This window comes from Microcoleus sp. CAWBG58 (assembly GCF_020883045.1).
GTDB lineage: Bacteria > Cyanobacteriota > Cyanobacteriia > Cyanobacteriales > Microcoleaceae > Microcoleus.
Genome location: NZ_JAHRFA010000015.1, coordinates 1 through 22,221, shown reverse-complemented (window position 1 = coordinate 22,221; position 22,221 = coordinate 1). Strand labels below are relative to the sequence as shown.

Here is a 22,221-nt window from a genome sequence, read left to right as displayed (position 1 = left end):
TCCCAGGCCAAAATTGGTTGGGAGTTAATTAATCAGGGTGCATCTACTAATTTAGTCTCCGGTAGCACCGTACCTCTTTCGGGATAGTTTCGGAAATTAGTCAAAATTGATGGCTTGATATCGTTTCTGGTTGGATCGGAATTATTTAACCGCAGAGAGCGCAGAGGGCACAGAGAGAGAAGATGGACATGAATACAGGGCTATGCAATCGGATTTGCTCTGAGGTGCGATCGCTCAAAAAAAAAACTCCCAGGCCAAAATTGGTTGGGAGTTAATTATCAGGGTGCATCTACTAATCTAGTCTCCGGTAACACTACACCTTTTTCCGGAGAATTTGGAAAATTAGCGAGAATTTATGGCTGTACGTGCGATCGACAAAAAAACCCGGCCAAAATTGATCGGGAGTTAATTAATCAGGGTGCATCTACTAATCCTGTTTCCTGGGAATTCATTAGCAATCCGGAGAGTTGCATCAAATTTTTCAACAGGGCGATCGCTTCAGGATACGCAAAATCTGAATTTCGCCGTCGGGAGGGGCAATCGTATTTCGGATGGAGCGATCGAGGCAACGTCAGCGCCACAATAGAGTTTGGGGCTGGGTATTACCAAGAAGAATAGGTTTAAAGCCTCCTCCTTCGAGGGGGAAATAAAACAAAATTATTCACTGTTTCAATCCTCGGACTTAAAAGTAGAGGTCGCTCTCAAACTGTCAACTGTCAACTGTCAACTGTCAACTGTTTAACGCCGTTTGTTTTGATTTGTCGGCGGTTTGACAGGCTCTTGTCTGTTTAAGTAGTATAAAAGTGCGATCGATCCCCCTATCAAAATACCTACTACTACCAAACCAACAGCTATAACTTTTGCTCCTCCAGAAAAAAACACGTAAATAAACCCCAGATAAGGAACCCCTAACAAAATAGCAGTAGCTATCGTTTTTAAAGAAGTTAATTTAATCTCTATGTCCAGATGCTTGTAAGGTTTTCCTTGAAATTTGTAGTGGGTTCTAGATGAACCTAAACGCTGTGGACGAGTTATCAATGGTTTTGGACTGGGCATATTATACTATTGGGGATATGTTCGTTGATAGATATTTGTTCAGAAGTTTCCTATTTAATCCGGATTGAATCAGGGAAGGATGTAGATTAGAAGTTTGTGGTATATAATACAAGACTAATTGCACTGCTACATCTCGCATAACGCATCTATTCTCTTCGCATAACCACATCTATTTTCCTGATATCCTTACCGAAATCATGTATTAATTAATTATATTTAGTTGCAATACATTTGATTTAGATTGGAAGAGAATCATGAGTGAGTTCGATATTACAAGTTTTGATTTTGCAGACTTTGGCTGTTCTAACGGTAGCTCAATTCAATTTGGAATCAACATACTCAAAGGACGTAAGGGATTTGGCATCGATCTCGATCCGCAGAAGGTAGCATCAGCCAAAGCTGCTGGATATGATGCCATCAAAGGAGATTTTTGCAATCTCGATCTCCCTGATGGTTGCGTAGATTTTACAATTCTCAACCATACTTTGGAGCATTTACCTAAATTAGATTATGCCAAAGAAGCCATAAAAAATGCTATCCGAATTTCGAGAAAATTCGTTTTTATTAAAGGGCCTTTTTTTGATGCCGATGACTACTTAAAATCTTTAGGACTAAAATTTTATTGGTCTGACTGGACAGGTCATACTTTACATCTGAAAGCCCAACAGGTAAAGAATATTCTTGAAGAACTCAATGTTCCCAACTATGAAATTTATGGGAGAGTCTTGGTTAACTCTTCTCAAGATACAACTATTCACCCGTTATCGTCACTCAAAAACCAACAGCATTGGGAACAAGAGAAACATGAACCAAAACCAATAGTGGAATTCAATCAACCAGTTTATCGAGAAGTTGTTGGCATTATTTGGTTGTCTAATAATGTCAGTGTGTCCGATGTTCGCAATCTTCCCTACAAACATTTGATTTATCAAAAAGGTCTCACTTTTTCTTGAGCGACTGAGTAAAGGTACGTTGTTGCGCTTCAGCGCTCTTAGCTAATATCAGGAAAGAGCGCTGAAGCGCAACTACGTACCTAATTTGTCAAATGCTGTAAACTATCAACAGTCAACAGTCAACAGTCAACTGTCAACTGTCAACTGTCAACAGATATAATTCAGACTTTTGACAAGATCCACATTCCATGACAATTTCCATCAGCGCCAGGGATACTGTTACGAATATCTGTTTTAGCTAGCTGAGTTAAATGTGGCAATAAAGCCCGGATTTCTTCATCAGACAAAAGTTCAAGTTTTTGGCGCAGTTTAATACCAGCATCGTTCCAGTAACACCCACGTAAAATTGTAATATCTGGGAAAATTTCCTTGATACTATCAGCATTGTAGCCGACGCGATAATGCTGGTGATTTTTCCAGACACTTTCTCTCATTTTTTGATTGAGGTTAGTTTCATGACTGGCAAATGGAACAAGTGCAAATACATACTTCCGTGATGCTGCACGCATATTAATCGCTGCTGTTTTGTCAGCCTCGATATGTTCTAGGACTTCAATCGAGGCTACTAGATCGTAAAATTCTGATGAGGGAGTCAAAGTATCATAAGTGTCAAATTTGACATTTTCAATAACCCATTCGGTGGCCATCCGAACCCCTAATCGCTTTTGAATATTGGCTTTAGTATCAATATCCGTGAGGTAAAACTCAATTGCAGGAAATTCTAAAGCGAGAGCTACCTCCGTTAATCCAGCCCCACAGCCAACGCTGAGAAAGGATTTAATTTCTCCGGCCGTTTTTAAGGCTTCGATTAATCCTTCACGCATCTGAAGATAGCGTAGGTAAGCCCATCGTTTTCGGGTCATTAGTTGGAGCTGAACTTTATTGAGATATCGCCTTTGAAGAACAGGGTCTAACATAATACTTACTTGAAACTCCTAAAAAAATCTATGAAGCAAGTTGAAGTAGTTCATTGCAGAAAAGATTGTAAATGCTAAAAGCAGCACGTTTTGGTGAATATCTGGCCGCTGTTTCAATCGCATTTAACTTGAGTTGCAATAAGACATTGCGATCGGCTTGAATGAGCTTACCAATACCCTTGACACAATCCTCAATCGATGTGGTGTCAACGACTACGGAGTTAAAATCAGGGATTGCAAATTCATCTGTTCCTCCTTTATCGGGGACAACTGGAATGCAGCCAGAAGCCATTGCTTCTATAGCTGTACGGCCAAAAGCCTGGAAATCAGAAAGATCTAGAAATATATCTGAGTTTCGCAGCAGGGCCGCGACTTCGGAGCGACTCAGATGAGGAAAAATGGTAGTGTTTTCTGGAATCGGTATCCCAGCAGATTCAATCAGACTCCGGTCAGAGCCAAAGATAGTAAAATGTACTTGATTTGGGAACAAGTCTGATAAAATTTTAGCGACAGCTAATGTACGGCGGGGAGCTCGTCTGGCCGTGGTGAATCTTACCATCATAGAAATCTCTATACGAGAGTTTTCACTTTTGAGATCGGGGGAGTAAACTTGATGGTCGATGCTGGCTTCTACTTTGTGGACTTTAACAGCATGATTGCGATTGACAATCTCGCACAACCATTGAGTTTTAGCAAATTGGACGGCATGGGGAATCAGTCCATAGGATTGTCGCGCTTCTTCCCACTCGGGAGTATCTATGTAAGAAAATAATGGTTCGTAATCTTGTATGTAGTAAGCTGGCAATATCTGAGGATTTTCTTTAACTAAGGCTTCCAGGATTTTTACTGAACTGTAGGTAGTAGCACAGACTACTGAGAAATTTTGAGCTAATTTTTTGAACTCAGTTAAAGTTTGATAAGAAGCTGCAATTTCACCAATTTCAGGAATTTCTTTGTAACCTTTTAAAAAGTCAGTAAAGTTAGACTGATTGACGGCTATTTTGATAGGGATACCAGAGCGATAAAGTGCTAAGGATTCTTGCACTACTGAATGAGCGCCTCCTCCACCGCCTTTGACGGGGAGAATAAACAAAATTTTGGGAAATTCACGATCGAAATTTAACTTGATAGCACCTCGCTGGTAGGAAACTGTTTTGGCTTGTGGATCGGGCTGACCGTTTTGGGCTAAGGCTTGCTTTAATTTGTAATAGGCTGGCGAAAAGTTTGGGTCAAGCTCGAATGCTTGACTGTAACAGCTAATTGCCTCTTCCCACTGCTGTTTTTGGCCCAGAAGTTCTCCTAAATTGTAGTAAAATTTAGCAGAAGAATCGGGTTTTAGTTCAATAGCTTTACGGTAGCTGGCGATCGCCTCATCGATCTGTCCCAGTTGTTGCAAAGCTTCGCCCAAACGATAGCAAGCAGTGGGGAGGTTGGGTTTGAGTTCGATCGCCTGACGGTAAGAGTCGATCGCATCAGACCACTGTTTCATTTGACCCAGAGCATTTCCTAGGTTGTGGTAAGCTTTAGAAAACTTCGGTTGCAGCTTGATAGCTTGACGGTAACAAGGGATAGCCTCGGAATGTCTGCCTTGTTGCTGCAAAAGCTCTCCTAGGCTGAATTGCAACTCAGGAATATTTGGGTTAAGTTCGATCGCCTGACGGTAAGATGCGATCGCCGACTCCCATTGCTTGAGTTGACCCAGAGCATTTCCTAAGTTGTGATAAGCTTTGAAAAACTTCGGTTGCAGCTCTATAGCTTGATGGTAACAGGCGATCGCTTCCTGATATTTCCCTTGTTGCCGCCAAAATTCCCCTAAACTGTGGTGAAAGTCTGGGTTATTTGGATTGAGTTCAATAGCTTGATGGTAAGCGACAATCGCCTCATCTATCTGTCCGAGTTGTTGCAAAGCTTCCCCCAAACGGTAGTAAGCTGTGGGGAGGTTGGGTTTGAGTTCGATCGCCTGACGGTAAGATGCGATCGCCGATTCCCATTGCTTCTGTTGGCTTAGGGCATTGCCTAGGTTGTGGTAAGCTTTAGAAAACTGCGGTTGAATCTCAATTGCTTGACGGTAACTGGCGATCGCTTCTGAATGTCGCCCCAATCGTTGCAAAACCTCTCCTAAACTGCGGTGAAACTCAGAGTTATTTGGGTTGGCTTGAATCGCTTGAGCGTAAATAGCGATCGCTTCTTCTAATTTCCCTTCCCGTTCAAGTTTTTGACCAGTTTGGAAATGATTTTCTGCCTTTTCTAGCTCGACTTTTTCTGACATATAAAACCCTATTAACAGTTGACAGTTGACAGTTGACAGTTGATAATTCAATACTGTTTACTTAAGATCGTCCTGGGAGTAAACCGCTATGAAAAATAGATAAGGAGATTGCTTCGTTCCTCGCAATGACACTTTAAGTAAACCGTATTGGTTGATAATTTTCTAGTAACCTGTAGCGGAAATCATTTGCTTTTAGTCGGATTTGATATGATACTAAATCCTGATTGGCTACCTTTTTTGCGATCTCATATCAAATCCAGTAGCATCTCAATTATTCATCTCTCTATTCTCTTCCTCTGTGCTCTCTGTGTTCTCTGCGGTTAAATAATTCCGATCTAGCCGGAAACAATATCAAAGACGTAGGGTGCGTCGCCACTAATAATTCTTGCTATCAACCAGATTGCCAGCGAGCGACGCACCCTACAATTTATAATGGGGATGAATAAGCCGGATTTGATATGATATGTTCGCGGAGCTTGAGGCGCAGACGATCGAGAGTTTGATTGTTTTTGATTTCCTCAGTCAAAGCTTTGACATTAATATCGGGATGCTTCTGTTTAAACGCTGTAGAACCTTGTTTAGAAAGCTCTTGACGGCGTTCGTGTCCAAAACTCTTAGACTTAGAGTGATAGACATAGGCATGGTCAGCGATCGCTAGTTTAAACCCAGCTTTCCTAGCTCGAATTGAAAAATCATTTTCTTCCCCATAACCGTAGGGAAAACTCTCTTCATCCAGCCACCCAATTGCCTCAATCACTGCTCTCTTAATCATGTAGCAAAAGCCATTAACAAAATTCACACTTGGAAATGCCTTTTCCGAAACATTCTCTACCAATTGACTAAAAGTTTCCAGTGAAAATCCATCAGGAACGCTGTTAATCATCCAGCCCCCCTTATTGTCAAATATTTCGGGAATCGATTGCCAAGATGCACAATTTGACAGAGGCCCGACTATGCCAATATCTTTTCGTGAATTAGCACAGTCAACTAATTTTTCTATCCAACCAGGAGTGACGATTGTGTCGCTATTCAACAAAATTATATAGTCACCCGTACTGGCCCGCATACCGATGTTAGCTGCTTTGGTATAACCGCGAGCCGTCTCGTTTCTCAAAACAATTGCTGGCGCAACATCTTTAACCCACCCCTGAATAAAATCTCTGGTTTCTGGTTGAGAACCATCATCTACAATCAGCAAGCGATAGTCAACATTGGTGTGTCGGACAATAGAGTTCAAACACTCTTTCACATCCTCTAAAGCATTATGAACGCAGACAACAATATCAACTTGATATCGTAGAGATTTTGCGATCGGCGAGAATTGAACTGGCAACAGCATTTTTGAGGAGTTGACAGAATTTGCCCTCTGCTTGCTATAAAAATCGATCGTCTCGGCTTGCGATTCTATTGCCGCATCTTCAAATCCATCCTTGATATTTATCAAGGCTTTTGATAATTGCAAAGAAAGTTCAAAGTCACCAGGCTTGAACTGTAGCCCCATCTGATAAAATACGATCGCTCCATCTCTATTGTTCTGTCTTGCGAGAGCATTACCCAAACCTAAATAGAGTTGCGGATCTTTTGGATTAACTTCCAAAGCCTTGTGATAGACTTTGATATTATCTGGATTTTCCTCAATAGCTTGACTGTAACAACTAATAGCTTCTTTGACTGACAGCGGACTGTGATTTTTCAGCGCATCGGCTAACTTTTCTTGCACGCAAGGCAAATCCGATTTTAACTCAATGGCACTACGATAAGTTGCGATCGCCTCCTCCCACCTCTCCAACTGCACTAAAGCATCCGCTAAGTTATAGTGAGACCAATGGAAGCCTGGATTTAGCGCGATCGCACTTCTATACCCCTCAACCGCCTCCTCCCATTTCTCCTGCTTAATCAGCACATCCCCTAAATTATTGTGCGACCAAGAAAAATCGGGGTTAAAGGCGATCGCCCGACGATACGCAGCAACAGCCTCATCCAATCTTCCTTGTCCTTGCAAAACATCCCCCAAATTGTGGTGGACTTCCCACAGAGAAGGCTGAATTTCGATAGCTTTCTGATAAATTATGACAGCTTCATCTAACTCGCTCTTTTTAACAAGAGCGTCTCCCAAACTCTGGTAAATTTCCGCTGAATCAGATGTCAAATCTAAGGCTTGACGGTAGGACGAAATAGCCTTATCCCACTCTCCTTTTTTGGCAAAAACTTTTCCTAAACTGTAGTGAGGTTTAGCATGGCTAAAGCTAGCATTGACTATGCTATAGGAATCGCGCCCTTTCTTCCTATCTTGTTCGTCACCTTCTAAGTAGATTCTTTTTAAAGCCAAAGATTGCGGATTCAACAAATTGTCAATTGGTTGGCGCGCGAGGAATGACTCGGAATTGTTATTAAGAGGGAATTCTATGATATTATTGGTTTCGCTGTTCATATCCTATACCTGCTAAAAATTGATACAGTCAAATCCTTGTGATTTATTATTCTATTTCCTGAATCAGTATCCGGAAAATATAGAACTAATTATTTGCCAGTTCTATCGCGCGGTTGTAAGCGTGGATCGCTCCATCAATTTCGCCTTTTTCTTGCAAAGCATCACCTAATTTTTGGTGAAGTTCCCAGATATCAGGCTTCAATTCAATGGTTTTTTCATAACACCCGATCGCCTCATCCAACTGACCGCGACTATCTAAAACTTCCCCCAAACTTTGATATGCTTGAGCAAAGTGGGGATTTAATTGGATCGCAGTCCGATAACAGGCGATCGCGTCTTCCCGCCGATCGAGACTAGCCCAAACTTTCCCCAAACTGTAATGAGAACCCTCATAATATGGGTTCAGTTCGATCGCTTGCTGGTAAACTGCGATCGCATTTTCCCACTCACCCCGAACGCTCAATACTTCTCCTAAATTGTGATAAGCATCGGCATAACTCGGCTGCAACTGAATTGCCCGCCTGTAACAGGAAATTGCCTTCTCCAACTCACCGAACTGTAGCAAAGTATTGCCCAGAGTAAAGTGTTCCTCAGCAGTTGCCCAATTGATATCTAAAGTGAGAGCTTCATACCAGTATTCTGCCCCTACTTGTGGGTAGCCAGACTGCACAAAAACTTGAGCTAAATTCCGGTAAGCCACTACGAGATCTGGTTTGATTTCAATTGCTTTTTTATAACAAACAATTGACTTTTGCCATAGCTTTTGACGAGCGTAGATGCTGCCTAAATTCGCATGAATTTCCGCAAAATTGGGGTCAATTTCCAAGGCTTCAGTATACCAATACCTAGCAGCATCAACTTTTCCCATTGCTTGGGTAGCATTCCCCGCAATCTTGTAAGCAATTGCCGCCTCGGGTGTAATTTCAATGGCTCGCTTGCACTCATTTATCGCCTCATCAAATTTACCCTGGGCGTAATAATATTCTGCCTGTTTGATGTACGATTCTGCACTGAGAGAATTGGCAACTGTTGCAGGTTTACCAGAGTCGATCGCCTTTGCAGACAAGCTGAGAGTTTCCGCAGACTTTGCAGGATTATGTATCTCTACCGAAGAAACAATTGTATCCCCAGTTTCCGCCGCAGTTTGGGGACTGTTTTGATGGGCGCTTACCCCTGTCGCGGCGGGAACAGAATCCACTGCTTTACTAGATACTGAATAGTTGCCGTTAAGTGCTACCGCTTTTTGCAAGCAGACAGCAGCTTCATCCAACTTGCCTTCTTTTGTCAGCGCTTTTGCCAGATTTTGGTAAACACCATTCAAGTTCGGATTTAACTCGATCGCGCGCTGGTAACAGGCGATCGCCTGAGTAATTTTGTCTTGGCGAAACAAAATATTTCCCAGTTTAAAGTGGTGATGGGGCGATACCTTTTCAGGTTCCAGAGAAAACGCTTCGTACCAGCACTCATTCGCCTCTTCCAGTTGGCCATCCTGCGTCCACACCCTAGCCAAATTGCGGTAAGCTGCTGGTAAATTCGGCTGGAGGGCGATCGCCTTTTGGTAGCAAGCAATTGCCTGCTGTCGCTGTTGTTTCATGGCATACAAACTGCCGAGATTTACGTAGGCTTGTACGTCACTAGAGTTAATTTTGATAACTGTTTGATAGCACTCTATCGCCTCTGCTAAATTACCCTGCTGTTGCGAAACACTGCCCCAGAGTTTGTAAGCAGCCACCCCATCGGGTTGAAGTTCAATAGCTTGCTGGCACTCAGCAATAGCCAAATCGAATTGTTTTTGGGCGAAATAGGATTCTGCCCGCTGAATGCAGTTATCAGCGGTATCCTGTTTCCGAAAATCTGTCGCAAAACCGCTATCAACAACAGTCACCTGCGGCGAAACATCCGCCGAGTTGGGAACAGCGGGTGCAGAATTTGCCGAATTGGCGATCGTATTTAACAGTTGCGGTACAGCAGGAATTGTTTGCTGTTGCTGCAACTGTACGCGAGGTTGTTGAGCAGAAATTGCCGAATCTGGTTGCAAGGAATTAGCTGGAACATTTGCCTGCAAAGTAGATGTTTGGGGATTCTGAGGTAACTCAGATTTTGGGTTGGCACCCACCACTACCGTGTTCAACAAATCCCCAGAAAGATTAGCCTGGTTTTCGCTATTTCTTCGATAGTTAGCAACTTCTTCCTGTAACTTTCTTTGAGCTTTTAGAGCATTGCCTAACTGTTGGTAAGCCTGGTTAAAATTGGGGTTTAGCTCGATCGCGTGACAGTAACAGCGTATCGCCTGCGTTACCTGATTCTGCCTCAAAAAGTTATCGCCTAATTGAATGTGTTCTTCAGGCGTGGCCTTGGCAGGTTCCAGAGAATACGCTTTAAACCAGCACCCGTCAGCCTCCGATAGCTGCCCCATTTGCGCCCACACCCGAGCTAAATTGCGGTAAGTGGATGCTAAATTTGGCTGAAGGGCGATCGCCTTTTGATAAAATGCGATCGCCGATTGCCACTGCTGTTCCTGAGCATAAATCGTCCCCAAATTAGTATAAGCTTCAGCAAAATCAGGATCGAGTTCAATAGCCTTAGCGTAGCAGTTTTTTGCTTCCTCTACCTTACCTTGAGCCTGCCTAGCATTACCCCAAATTTTATAAACCCTCGCATCGGGTTTAACTTGAATAACTCGTTGGCAAGCTATCGCCGCCTGCTCAAATTTCCTGAGAGCATAAAACGATTCTGCACCTTGAATGTAGACTTCAATATCGTCAGTATTGAAACCTAAAATTTCTGGGATGTCATTCTGATGGGTTGGCATATTTGTCATCGGTATCGAGGTTGACTTTTGGTGACAATTTAAAGCCATTTCCCAATTTTTTTCTTCGCCATACAGAGCGGCAAGGTCAGAATAAACTTCCGCAAAATCGGGCTGAAATTCCAGAGCTTTTGTGTACCAATGCTTTGCCTTAGCTGAATTTCCTTGTGCTTCGCTAATTTTGCCCAAAGTCTTGTAAGCTGGCGCAAAATTAGGTTGGTGTTTCAGAGCTTGCTCGCAAGCAGCTATAGCATCAGCTAACTTGCCTTGCTTCAAATAAAACTCTGCCCGCTTTTGGAAATAATCGCCGGATTCTTGGTTCATAATTTTGATGGTTCTTGTAGGGTTTTCTCGGGATTTTAAATTTAGTGTTTTTTTTGAGGGAATGACATTAACATTGCCCAGCATTATTTTGAGATCCTTCAAATTCACCAAAATATCTTCAGTTAATGGATTTTGATACATTAACTGTCGGATTGGATAGCACTCAAAGTTCTCTCCTGTTACGTAATAATGTTCGAGGTTTAGCTGCTGACCGATCGCCCAATAGTAATGCCTGATATAATTCGGAGAGGTGAGCTCAATTACCTTGGTTCCGGGAGAACAGAAGATAATATTTGTTAAACCGCTGCCGTGCGGCGCGATAATTACCTTGGCACTAGCAAATAAAGCTATCTGCTCGTTCAAAGTCATAGATTCTAGTAGCACAGGAACAAAGCCAAATCCGCTTAAAAAATTGATGACTTGCTCTTCATTGATAACTCGTCGGTAGCTACATTTGTTGCGGCTGATATAAATGCGTTCTGGGTGAGTATTTTTGCTCTCCCTAGCGCAACTTTCTGCGAGTTTAGGAGATTGTTCTCTAGAAAAAACTCGCCTCAAAAACTCCAGCCCCTGGGTTGACAGCCAGCCCAAATATCCTGAAAAAGAGGGAACAATTAAATGTTGGGCTTGAATGTAAGGATGGCGATCGCTCTCAATAATTTTATATTCAGGAATTCCCAATGCTTTCAGGGTTTCTCGCTGAAAAGGCTGCTGGCAGCTATTCACCAAAAACCAATCTATCTCCTCCAGATTTATTCCCCAACGATGCAGAATTTCGATGCGGGGCAAGATATCTACCATCCAGTGAAAATAGACATTTCCCGAAAGTCCGGCCAATACCGCCACCGTACCGTCTATCTTTTCTAAAGGCGGCAATTCTTCGGGTTTTAACTTCAAAAACCTGTGCTGAGTAGAATGTTGATTTTCGCATCCGGGTAACTCGCCCGGATATTCGCGGGAAAGTTCGGGTAACAGCCGATCGCCTGAATCGATAATTGCAATAGCATTGCAAATCATCCAAGAATTTTTCTGCGGTACAATCCAAGCCCGCCCGTTGGGGAGCGAAGTTACAAAGGTTTCCGGCGACTCAAAAGCTGTTTTTGTCTGGCCGTCGCAAGAATATACGCCATCACCTAAATGCACGGGTTCAAACTGTTTAAAAATCCGCCTCAGACACCGCTGACAATCTAAACCGTGACATTCGGATTTCTGTTGATTTTTATTGACGGTGGAGGGATTTTTTATGATTTCAAAGTCAGAGTTATACCTATTATCTAAAATTGTGCAACACTCTTTGACCCCCCCTAGCCCCCCCTTGCTAAGGGGGGGGACAAGAATACTGTTATTTCGTGAAACATTGGTATTAGAGTTAAGCTCAGATTCAGGTTCAGATTCAGAGTCCGACAGGGGTTCAAACCCCTGTCTCATAGCTGAAGTCCTCGGTCGAGGACTGAAATACGACTCTTTAGTCCACTTTAGTGGACTTTCGCTATTAGCCTGGGGTTTGAACCCCAGGCGGGCTGAGGGAGAATGAATTAAGTTTTGCTGTTGTTTCAATACAGCCTGCAACGCCTCGCAAATATCCGATCGATCGCCCGCAATTGCCAGCACTAGACGGTAAATTACAATCGCTGCCGAAAATCGTTGCTGCCGGCTCAAGCAATCAGCCAGCCGCAAGTAAATATCGGCATTTTTAGGCTGAATTTGTAAAGCTTTTTGGTAATATTGTTCCGCTTGTTCGTGCCCGCCGTACTCAGCCAAGGCATTTCCCAGATGAAAGTAAGTATCTGCTAAATTGAGGAGCAATGATGAAAAATTCAGCGGATTTTGAGCAAGACTAGAAATTGCAGAGTTAGAGCCGTTTTTTTCTTGAAGTTGCCTGAGAAATCGGACACAGGCTATTTGAGATCGATCGAGTTCATTGAGATCTGCGACAGAAGTCAACCGCATTTCTACGTGGTGACAAAAACCCTCAACAAACTCGCTTTGGAGGGCGATCGCATTTTGAAAACATACCATTGCCTCAGCTAATTTGCCTTGTGCGATCAGGGAAATCGCCCGATCGCCCCAAGCCGCCACTCGATCGGGATTTTGGCCGATCGCGCGATCGAAACATTCTCCGGCAAAAGTATGCAGCCCCAACTGTTGGAAAGCTTTCCCCAAATGGTAACGGGCGATTGCTAACTCTGGCTGCAACTCGATCGCGCGGCGGTAACGGGCGATCGCTTCCTGAGGCTTCCGCACTTCCAACAGCACAATACCTAAATTATGGTACAGAGCAGCATCATCCGGCGCAACAGCTATTCCCGTTTCAAAAACTGCCATTGCTTCGTCAAATTTGCCTTCCTGCGCCAGAATGCAGCCCCAATTGCTGTAGGCTTTGACAGCCCAGGGCAAAACTGAGCGATCGCAGCTTTGCTTCCAGCAGGATATCGCTTGCCGGTAACTATCAATCGCTGCTGCTATTTTTCCTTGCTGTTGGAAAGCAGTGCCAGTCTTGTAGAGACTTCTGACATCTAAATTGGCATTTTGTGCGATCGCTTCGGTGGCGATCGCAGTTAAATTACTTGTTTTAAAATCTAAATTGTGGCCGCTAGTCATAACTGACATCACACTGATTAGGACTTACACACGGGGCGTCTTACTATTTTCGATTTGGGATTTTCGATTGGGGAGCGTTGATTGATATGGGTTTGGATACTCCCTAACCTACGGTTGTATGATTTTGAGACAATGGTATTTGAAACCAGGTATTTTCACTCAACTACTTCGTTGCCTACCTCGAATCAGTAAAGTATTCAGTTTTTTGGGCAGCAGTACGTAAGTTCTGACGGATCTGAGTAACAGTAGCAAGGCTTGTTGTTAATCAGAATTTAAGCTCTGTTTTTCAGGCAATACACCGCACCTTCTCTATATATAATCCACATAAAAAGGATTGGCAAGAGTTAGTGCTATATATAATGAATTTTCTTATTTGTTATCAACTCAAAAACATTTCATAGCAAAAAATAAATACTTGCTTTCCCATAGGAGCGTCAGAGTTGAATCAAAAAAATAGACTCTTGTTCTACCACTAGATTTATATCTTCAAGTATTTTAAAATTCAATAAAATTCAAAGTTATTGTAGGGTGCGTCAGGGCGATTATTTTTGAGAACAGACGAAGAATATTCTACCTGACGCACCCTACGGCTACGGCTCAAGTCTAATAAAATCTAAACTCTCAAATCTATAGTTATTGTAGGGTGCGTCAGGGCGATTATTTTTGAGAACAGACGAAGAATATTCTACCTGACGCACCCTACGGCTACGGCTCAAGTCTAATAAAATCTAAACTCTCAAATCTAATTAATTATCAGAAAGAAGTATTGACCAATCAATCCCTCAATCTCAAATCTCAAATCTATAGTCGTTCTCAAAAAAGTGAGGTATGCCCAATGCCCAATTCCCAATGCCCAATTCCCTATGCCCTATCCGCATGAGTATCTAATCTTTGTGATAAAAGCTATATGTGAATGGTAGATATACCCTACATGGGGTTGAAACTTAGATAATTTCAAAGTTGTTCGATCCAAGATTCAGGTTAGAACCGACTTGGGCAACAATCGAAACTTGTCCGTTTTGATTGCGGTAGTACAGCAAACCGTCAGCCGGATTGTAGATGACATTAGCAGCACCCGGAGTCCCAGGAGTGTTGGGATTGAAATTGGGATCTGTAATAAATTGGTTGCCAGTTAGATTGCCGGGTATCAAAGCATTAAATACAGCTCGATCGAGTTGAATTTTATCTTCTGTAGGATTAAAATCTGTCAGCGTATCCATATTATCGGCACCGACAAACTCGAAGCGGAATGTATCTGCTCCTGCACCACCTGTGAGGGTGTCATTTCCTGCGTTCCCAGAAATAATATCGTTTCCTTGGCCGCCTTCTACAATGTCATTGCCTTTACCACCGAACACAATATCGTTTCCTTTGCCACCTCTTACGGTGTCATTTCCTAAGTTGCCATTGAGCCAGTCATCTCCAGGGCCGCCAAAGACAATATCGTCGCCTTTACCGCCGAACAAAATATCGTTTCCTTCGCCGCCAAAGACAATATCGTTGCCGTCACCGCCGTTAACTGTGTCGTTGCCTTCACCGCCGACAAGGTAGTCATTGCCGTCACCACCGAAAATGTTGTCATTGCCGAGGTCGCCAAACAGGAAGTCATCGCCACTGCCACCGTCTATGAAATCATCACCTTTACCTCCAAAAACAGTATCATTGCCTTCTCCACTGCGGATGGTATCGGCTCCTTGATTGCCAAAAAGAACGTCTTCGCCAGCACCGCCCTCGATTAAATCATCGCCTTTACCAGCGAAGACAGTATCATTGCCGTCGCCACCTCTTACGGTGTCATTGCCATCAAGAGCAAATATGAGGTCATTGCCACCTAGAGCTGCTACTTCATCGTTACCAGAACCTAGAATGATTTGATCCGAACCGGTACTGCCGTTAATCCTGTTTGGTATATCGGGCGAGCCTTGAATAATTAAACCGCCAATAGCGTTCGGTTGAACGCTTAGGGGTTGAGTTGGATTTGTTATTTGGGACATAGCCAGTCATCTCGCATAGGGGGGGATATCTATCGGGAGTCTTCAAATCTCTTGTGAATTTTACTGGCTACAATCCTAATTTCCGGAATAGTTTATCTGCAATTACTCCAAAAAGTCATTGATTTTTTTGATTTTTTTGATTTTTTTGTATGTAAAACTGCTGACAACAAACCGGGAACCATTTAACTCTTCATACGTCTCATTTTAAATTTATATTCAAAATTCAAAATATTTTTGGGATTCCTATCTATGTGAAAATACTGATGGATGCGGAAAATATTTAACTATTCATAGGTCTTTTATTCAGACATCAAAACTATTTTCTGTGAACGAGAGTTGCACTAGCTTGGTCTGTCGGAACTAGCAAGACTTCGCTAATATTGACGTGGGGCGATCGCGTCGCGCAGAAATATACGACATCCGCTACATCCTCAGCAGTCAAGGGTGTCAGTCCTTGATAGACATTTTTTGCCTTGTCTGAATCGCCGTGAAAGCGGACATTGCTAAATTCTGTTTCCACCAAACCAGGCTCTACTTCCGTCACCCGCACTGGTGTTCCCAAAAGGTCTTGTTTCAATCCTTCAGAAATCGCTCTCACCGCTGCTTTGGAAGCGCAATAAACATTACCTTTCGGGTAAGCTTGACGGCCTGCTATTGAGCCGATGTTGACTACGTGGCCGCGGCCTCGGCTAACCATTCCCGGCACGATGTAGCGAGTCACGTACAGCAAGCCTTTCACATTGGTATCAATCATTTCTTCCCAATCTTGAAAGTTGCCTTCGTGCAGTTTGTCTAAACCGCGGCTCAATCCCGCATTGTTAATCAGAATATCGATGTTTTTCCAGCCGTCGGGCAGTGCTGCGATCGCCGATTCGACTTGCAGGCGATCGCGCACGTCCAATTCTAGCAAGTAAATCTCGTTCGCTGAGGCGACTAATTTTGTGTCTGCAAGTTCGTTGGCAAGGCGATCGAGCTTTTCCCGGCGGCGGGCTGCTAAAATTAGTTTGGCTCCACCTGTAGCGAATATCTTGGCACAGGCTGCTCCGATACCGCTACTGGCACCGGTAATGAAAACAATTTGATTTTGGATAGAAATCATTTTTTTATCAGTTGACAGTTGACAGTTGTCAGTTGACAGTTGACAGTTGACAGTTGTTATATCATGTCCGCTCAATTACCATAACAATGAAGGTCCGCAAAAGCGGACTTCAGTCCGCATAATGCGGACTAAAGTCCGCACGCTCGATCCCATTTTATTGCGGTCAATCGACCGGACATAATATTATTGGTTATTTGCGATCGATAAGCTTCCAGGTTCTGATTCCGATGCCCGATGCCCGATGCCCGATGCCCGATGCCCAATTCCCAATTCCCCATAACACCTAATTTTATTATTTAACAACCCGCAATCGCACGCTAACCATGGCAATTCCGCCTTGTCGCATCAAAACTGCTGAAATCCAGCGATTTTCAGGAGTAGCCGGAGCTTTACCTACTTTAAAAATACCGCCAGAATTCAGCAAATCCAGATCGACTTCTGCGGATTTGAAAAAAGTTTTTTCGTTAACGGGTTCCTCCAAAATAGTTCCGATTAAAATGTCATTGCCGATCGGCTCTAGAACAATGGCATCAAAATTGTACTCTTGGCCCACCTTGACTTGCTCCGGCACATTTACTTGAAGTTTTGGAGGATTTTTACCAGAACTAATCTGATTTTGTTCTGCTAAAATTTCTTGCTTAACTATTTTTTCACCCTCAAAACGCTGCTGAGAACGGATGGTAGCTTTGAGGTTTAATTCTCTGCCATCCTGTTTTTGGGTGCCGGCAATTGTAGTTACGGTATCAGCGATAATTGCGTTACCTTCGGTTTTCCAAGACTTGAGTTCGGTGCGATAATTCAAATTCGGATATCGCTGCCAGAGTTGGGTGAGGGCTTTTTCCATGCTTTGGCTGTTTAAGCCGTCAGAATGAGTGAAATTCTGGCTGTAAAATGCCATGACTGCTTTGACATCGCGCCGGTTGGCTGCGGCGTCTATTTCTGTTAGCAGTTTGGTGAGTGGGGCTGGGGCATTGGCTGGGGTTTGGGCGATCGCCCCGGGAGTCGCCGCCACCGTTGTTGCTCTTACGACAATCGGATGCAGCACGCCACCACTGACAACTGCTAAACATAACAAAAGCCGAGCGATCGACTGGCCGCCGTTCAAGCCAAACACAATCGCGCGTTGGCGCAGCCCTCGAAGAGGATCGGCTGTTTCGTCCCGACTGCTGGCAAAATACTGAGATACACTTGGCACTAAATTCAAAAAATTACGCATTAGATGATAATTTGGTTATTTGTCAGGGGTCGCGGCGCGGGCAACAGTTCGCCTGCAACGAAAAACTGACAACGGAAGGAGGGATACGGCACAATCTCATTTTAGATTGCTGATTGAAAATTAGCTGAAACTGCCGGAATAATAAGCATAATAATCTAAAACCTCTAATCTAAAATCGATCGACCTGTGGAACTTGTAAAAGAAACAAATACCTTAACAAAACCCCCCCTGCGGTTGTTGGTTGCAGCTAGCGGCACGGGAGGACATCTATTTCCGGCGATCGCCACCGCCGCGGAATTGCACGACTGTCAGATCGAATGGCTGGGAGTGCCAGACCGCATGGAGACGCAATTAGTTCCCTCCCTTTACCCCCTCCATACGATCGCCGTTGAAGGCTTTCAGCAGCGATTTGGACTCGGTACGCTGCGAATTTTGGGCGGACTCCTCGGCTCGATCCTTCAGGTACGGAAGTTGCTCAAAGCGGGAAATTTTCAGGGAGTATTTACTACTGGCGGTTACATCGCAGCACCGGCTATTTTGGCGGCTCGCTCTTTGGGTTTGCCGGTGATTCTCCACGAATCCAATGCAATTCCTGGGAAGGTGACGCGGTGGTTTAGTCCTTTTTGCACTGCTGTGGCGATCGGATTTGAAGCAGCGGCAAAGCATTTACCCCGCGCGAAAACGGTGGTTGCGGGTACGCCAGTGCGATCGCAATTCCTAACTCGCGAACCTCTAAAGTTACCAATTCCTGACAGCGTACCTGTAATTTTAGTAATGGGTGGCTCCCAAGGAGCTGTCGCCGTCAATAAATTAGTACGCGAATGTGCTCCGGCTTGGTTTGAGGCGGGTGCGTGGGTAGTTCACCTCACCGGAAATAATGACCCGGATGCTGAAAGCTTGAAGCACGAACAGTATCTGTCAATGCCATTTTATGATAATGTAGCGGGTTTGTTGCAGCGAGCAAATATAGCAATTAGTCGATCGGGCGCCAGTGCTCTAACAGAATTAGCAGTAACAGGAATACCTTCTATTTTAATTCCATTTCCCTACGCCGCAGACGATCACCAAAGATTTAATGCCGAAGTATTTGCCGCAGCCGGCGCCGCCTTCGTATTCCGTCAAAGCGAACTGACAGCAGAGGTATTGCAAAGCAAAGTCTTATATTTGTTAAAAGATTCGGAATATTTAGCAAAAATGTCTCAAGCTGCTGCTGGATTAGCGGTAACAGACAGTACGGAACGTTTGGCAAATTTGGTACGAGAATTGTTGAGCAAGTAGCGCAAATTTGACATCTTGTATCTTGTATATGACTTTCGGCTCAAGTGCGATATCCGCTATTTGATTGATAGGGTTAGCTATGATTGTCTATCTTCTGGCTATTAAATCAGCGTTACTCTGGTTACTCAAACCATTTTTTTGGATAGCCCGCCTTGTCTATTCAGAATTGCAGCGATCGGGTGGACTTTCTCATGTAAGGCGCGGATATTTCTTATGCGGTGAGGGACAACAGCAGGAAGCCTTAAAGGATTTCAATCATGCTTTAATGCTTTTTCAAAAAATAAAAAACTATAAGCATGAAGCAATGGTGCTCGATGAAATTGGAGAACTTTACTCTAGCTGGGGACAATATACAAAAGCACTAGAGTCTTATCAAAAAGCACTTCCCCTCTACCGGAAACTGGGAAATCGAGATCTGGAAAGCCGATCGCTCTACCGTATTGGAGTTATCCATTTTGCTTTGGGAAATCAATCAGAAGCCTTGCAAAACTCCCATCATGCTCTGCTTCTTCAACGAGAATTAGGCGATCGTATAAGTGAAGGAAAAACGCTGACTAACTTGGCAAAGGTTTATCAAGAAAGGGGTCAAACTAAGCAAGCTTTAGAACTGCTTCAAGAAGCTTTACAAATTGCTAGAGAGCAACGAGACCTTAAGTTGGAAAGTACACTTATCAATAATATGGGTCATTTTTACCGTGAATTAAGTCAATATTCAAAAGCATTAGAATTTCATCGGCAAGCACTAGAACTTCACCTCAAAAATAGAGATATAGCAGGTCAAGGAGTCTCTTTGAGTAATATTGGAGCAATCCATGGTGCATTAGGAGAGTATCCACAAGCTATAAAATTACTTAAAGAAGCATTAGAAATTTTCAAGCAAGTTGGCAATCGTGCTAGAGAAGCAACCGCTCTCATCAACATTGGAAGTGTATATGACCAACAAGGATGGTATCAAGATGCACTCAAGCACTACCAACAAGCATTACTAATTTGTCGAGAAGTCGGAGATCGATCGGGTGAAGCAACTATATTGAACAACATAGGAGCTGTTCATTTATTTTTAGGAGATTACTCGACACCCCTTGAGTATTATCAAGAAGCTTTTGCTCTATTTCAACAAATCGGCGATCTATCAAATCAGGCTACTACCCTAAATAACATGGGAGATATTTATCGTAGGTGGGGAGAATATACAAATGCTGTAGCCTCTTTTCAAGAGGCTTTAGTTATTGCAAGCAAGGTGGGCGCGCGGGACACAGAAGCTAGAGTTTTGGACAATCTTGGAGTTGTGTGCGAACACTTAGAAGACTTTAATAAAGCGCTGACTTATCATAAGCTTGCCTTGGCAGCATGGCAAGATATTGGTACAAAATCAGGTCAAGCAACTGCTCTTTATGGGATGGGAAGGATTTACCTTAAGTTAGCCTGTTACTCAGAAGCACACAATGTTCTTCAACAATCACTTGCAATTAGTCGAGAGTTGGGAGAGCGCAGCAATGAAAGTGATACCTTAAATGAGTTAGGACTTCTGTATAACGTAATCCAGGAGTATGACAAAGCTCTAGAACATTGTCAGGAAGCTTTAAGGCTCCGCAAGCAATTAGGAAATAAAATAGCTGAACTTGAGAGTATTGAGTCAATTGGTACAATCTTTTACCAACAAAAGCAATACTCCCAATCTTTGGAATACTACCAGCAAGCACTAGCCATTTCTAGGGAATTGAAGTATTCGGATGTTGAAGATAGAGTACTTAAGACTATTGAGCAAATAAATCTTCATTTGTATGTTTAAGTAATCTATAATTTATAGCCAGGATAAAGTCAAATGTCATAGAGTGACTTTAATTTAGACAGAGTTTTGAAAACCTTTGACTTAGCTTATACTGAAATAGTCGAAATCTTCACTCCTGCACCAGAGTTAGAGTACAGCAGATTACTCACAGAAACTTTGCAAGAAAATCTGCCCGTAGCTCTCGGTAGCAATACAGAAAAATCGCGTTCGGAATTGATTATTGCGCCGATTTTAATGGAAGTGAGAAAACTTTTGCACCATCGCGTGAGCTTATTTTCTGGCATTGATTTTACTGTAGATGCTGAAAGAGGGCTGAATGGGAATTGTGATTTTCTGATAAGTCGATCGCCAGAATTGTTAATTGTCAAAGCCCCAGTCATTGCTATTGTAGAGGCTAAAAAGGAAAACATTAATTCTGGATTGGGACAGTGCATAGCTGAAATGCTAGCAGCTAAAATCTTCAACGAGCGCGAAGGTAATAAGATTACCACAATTTATGGGGCTGTCAATACAGGAGATAGGTGGAAATTCCTAAAACTCGAAGGAAAAGCGGTTTTTGTTGAGATAGGCCAAACTTTGCTTACCAATTTGAGTAAAATTTTGGGAATTTTAGCATTGGGAATGGACGGCACTTAATCCCTAATTCTCACCAATATTCAGCTTCACAAAATCTACCACCGACGCTAAGCCATCCTGAGTCTTCAAATTAGTAAACACAAAAGGTTTGTTCCCGCGCATCTTTTTAGCATCCCGTTCCATCACGCCCAAATCTGCTCCCACAAAAGGCGCGAGATCTGTTTTATTAATTACTAATAAATCCGATTTAGTAATTCCCGGGCCGCCCTTGCGCGGAATTTTGTCCCCCGCAGCCACATCAATCACGTAAATTGTCAAATCCACCAACTCCGGGCTAAAAGTTGCTGCCAAATTGTCGCCACCGCTTTCGACAAACACTAAATCTAAATTAGTAAATTTGTATTCTAACTCTTCTATAGCTACCAAATTGATCGAAGCATCTTCGCGGATAGCAGTGTGGGGACAGCCTCCAGTTTCTACTCCCAAAATGCGATCGCTCTCCAAAGCTTGACTCCGAACCAAAAACTGTGCATCCTCCTGAGTATAGATATCATTAGTCACCACAGCAATCTGGTACTGTTGGCGCAGCGCTTTGCACAAAGCATCAAGCAAAGCAGTTTTTCCCGAACCAACCGGGCCAGCAATTCCTACACGAAAAGCACTCATAGCAATTTTAGATTTTAGATTTTAGCAATTTTGAACGGCTTTTTAGGTACGTTGTTGCGATGAAATTGCTCTTTCATCATATATAAGAGAAGAGCGCTCAAGCGCAACTACATACCTTGTTAGCATGAAATTGCTCTTTCATCATATATAAGAGAAGAGCGCTCAAGCGCAACTACATACCTTGTTAGCATGAAATTGCTCTTTCATCATATATAAGAGAAGAGCGCTCAAGCGCAACTA

Annotated in this window: 15 protein-coding genes; 5 read left to right on the top strand and 10 right to left on the bottom strand. The window is 43.2% G+C overall.

What is annotated here, in order from left to right:
• The first annotated feature begins 264 nt into the window (after positions 1-264).
• Positions 265-618 (top strand): hypothetical protein, encoded by a 354-nt coding sequence (locus tag QZ918_RS09065; protein WP_293333743.1) that lies wholly within the window; start codon positions 265-267, stop codon positions 616-618.
• 120 nt (positions 619-738) lie between these two features.
• Here QZ918_RS09065 and QZ918_RS09060 read toward each other — a convergent pair whose 3' ends face one another.
• Positions 739-1,056, bottom strand: a complete 318-nt coding sequence (locus QZ918_RS09060; RefSeq protein ID WP_293143748.1) for a hypothetical protein — start codon at positions 1,054-1,056, stop codon at positions 739-741.
• 254 nt (positions 1,057-1,310) lie between these two features.
• Between QZ918_RS09060 and QZ918_RS09055 the strand changes: the two genes are divergently transcribed.
• Positions 1,311-2,009, top strand: coding sequence for a class I SAM-dependent methyltransferase (locus QZ918_RS09055; RefSeq protein ID WP_293333741.1), 699 nt, complete (start codon positions 1,311-1,313; stop codon positions 2,007-2,009).
• A gap of 161 nt (positions 2,010-2,170) precedes the next feature.
• Here QZ918_RS09055 and QZ918_RS09050 read toward each other — a convergent pair whose 3' ends face one another.
• The 8 genes from QZ918_RS09050 to QZ918_RS09015 all read right to left on the bottom strand — a co-directional run bounded on the left by QZ918_RS09050 (position 2,171) and on the right by QZ918_RS09015 (position 17,669).
• On the bottom strand, positions 2,171-2,833 hold the full coding sequence (locus QZ918_RS09050) for a methyltransferase domain-containing protein (protein ID WP_293333738.1): 663 nt from the start codon (positions 2,831-2,833) through the stop codon (positions 2,171-2,173).
• Positions 2,834-2,954: 121 nt separating this feature from the next.
• Positions 2,955-5,246, bottom strand: a complete 2,292-nt coding sequence (locus QZ918_RS09045) for a tetratricopeptide repeat protein (protein ID WP_293333735.1) — start codon at positions 5,244-5,246, stop codon at positions 2,955-2,957.
• 376 nt (positions 5,247-5,622) lie between these two features.
• Positions 5,623-7,626: a tetratricopeptide repeat protein gene (locus tag QZ918_RS09040; protein WP_293333732.1), complete on the bottom strand. Its 2,004-nt coding sequence runs from the start codon at positions 7,624-7,626 to the stop codon at positions 5,623-5,625.
• An 85-nt stretch (positions 7,627-7,711) separates the two neighbouring features.
• Entirely contained in the window at positions 7,712-13,360 is a 5,649-nt protein-coding gene (locus QZ918_RS09035; RefSeq protein WP_293333729.1) for a tetratricopeptide repeat protein, read from the bottom strand.
• Positions 13,361-14,304: 944 nt separating this feature from the next.
• On the bottom strand, positions 14,305-15,354 hold the full coding sequence (locus QZ918_RS09030; protein ID WP_293333726.1) for a calcium-binding protein: 1,050 nt from the start codon (positions 15,352-15,354) through the stop codon (positions 14,305-14,307).
• Between the two features lie 316 nt (positions 15,355-15,670).
• The gene (locus tag QZ918_RS09025) at positions 15,671-16,453 is read right to left on the bottom strand and encodes an SDR family oxidoreductase (RefSeq protein WP_293333924.1); all 783 of its coding nucleotides are present in this window, start codon (positions 16,451-16,453) and stop codon (positions 15,671-15,673) included.
• Positions 16,454-16,581: 128 nt separating this feature from the next.
• Entirely contained in the window at positions 16,582-16,731 is a 150-nt protein-coding gene (locus QZ918_RS09020; protein WP_293333723.1) for a hypothetical protein, read from the bottom strand.
• 14 nt (positions 16,732-16,745) lie between these two features.
• On the bottom strand, positions 16,746-17,669 hold the full coding sequence (locus QZ918_RS09015; RefSeq protein ID WP_293333720.1) for a nuclear transport factor 2 family protein: 924 nt from the start codon (positions 17,667-17,669) through the stop codon (positions 16,746-16,748).
• Positions 17,670-17,855: 186 nt separating this feature from the next.
• Between QZ918_RS09015 and murG the strand changes: the two genes are divergently transcribed.
• From murG to QZ918_RS09000, 3 genes are all read left to right on the top strand, one after another.
• Entirely contained in the window at positions 17,856-18,947 is a 1,092-nt protein-coding gene (gene murG / locus QZ918_RS09010) for an undecaprenyldiphospho-muramoylpentapeptide beta-N-acetylglucosaminyltransferase (RefSeq protein ID WP_293333717.1), read from the top strand.
• A 79-nt stretch (positions 18,948-19,026) separates the two neighbouring features.
• The gene (locus QZ918_RS09005; RefSeq protein WP_293333715.1) at positions 19,027-20,739 is read left to right on the top strand and encodes a tetratricopeptide repeat protein; all 1,713 of its coding nucleotides are present in this window, start codon (positions 19,027-19,029) and stop codon (positions 20,737-20,739) included.
• A 66-nt stretch (positions 20,740-20,805) separates the two neighbouring features.
• Positions 20,806-21,375, top strand: coding sequence for a hypothetical protein (locus QZ918_RS09000; RefSeq protein WP_293333713.1), 570 nt, complete (start codon positions 20,806-20,808; stop codon positions 21,373-21,375).
• A 3-nt stretch (positions 21,376-21,378) separates the two neighbouring features.
• Here the strand turns inward: QZ918_RS09000 and ureG are convergent, their stop codons facing one another.
• On the bottom strand, positions 21,379-21,981 hold the full coding sequence (ureG, locus tag QZ918_RS08995; protein WP_293333711.1) for an urease accessory protein UreG: 603 nt from the start codon (positions 21,979-21,981) through the stop codon (positions 21,379-21,381).
• Positions 21,982-22,221 lie beyond the last annotated feature (240 nt).

What these genes read in the sequence shown, in the direction of transcription:
- QZ918_RS09040 (WP_293333732.1), bottom strand. Translation starts at nt 7,626, where the DNA reads ATGAACAGCGAAACCAATAATATCATAGAATTCCCTCTTAATAACAAT.
- QZ918_RS09055 (WP_293333741.1), top strand. Translation starts at nt 1,311, where the DNA reads ATGAGTGAGTTCGATATTACAAGTTTTGATTTTGCAGACTTTGGCTGT.
- QZ918_RS09025 (WP_293333924.1), bottom strand. Translation starts at nt 16,453, where the DNA reads ATGATTTCTATCCAAAATCAAATTGTTTTCATTACCGGTGCCAGTAGC.
- ureG (WP_293333711.1), bottom strand. Translation starts at nt 21,981, where the DNA reads ATGAGTGCTTTTCGTGTAGGAATTGCTGGCCCGGTTGGTTCGGGAAAA.
- QZ918_RS09060 (WP_293143748.1), bottom strand. Translation starts at nt 1,056, where the DNA reads ATGCCCAGTCCAAAACCATTGATAACTCGTCCACAGCGTTTAGGTTCA.
- QZ918_RS09020 (WP_293333723.1), bottom strand. Translation starts at nt 16,731, where the DNA reads ATGGGGAATTGGGAATTGGGCATCGGGCATCGGGCATCGGGCATCGGG.
- QZ918_RS09015 (WP_293333720.1), bottom strand. Translation starts at nt 17,669, where the DNA reads ATGCGTAATTTTTTGAATTTAGTGCCAAGTGTATCTCAGTATTTTGCC.
- QZ918_RS09005 (WP_293333715.1), top strand. Translation starts at nt 19,027, where the DNA reads ATGATTGTCTATCTTCTGGCTATTAAATCAGCGTTACTCTGGTTACTC.
- QZ918_RS09035 (WP_293333729.1), bottom strand. Translation starts at nt 13,360, where the DNA reads ATGACTAGCGGCCACAATTTAGATTTTAAAACAAGTAATTTAACTGCG.
- QZ918_RS09050 (WP_293333738.1), bottom strand. Translation starts at nt 2,833, where the DNA reads ATGCGTGAAGGATTAATCGAAGCCTTAAAAACGGCCGGAGAAATTAAA.
- QZ918_RS09030 (WP_293333726.1), bottom strand. Translation starts at nt 15,354, where the DNA reads ATGTCCCAAATAACAAATCCAACTCAACCCCTAAGCGTTCAACCGAAC.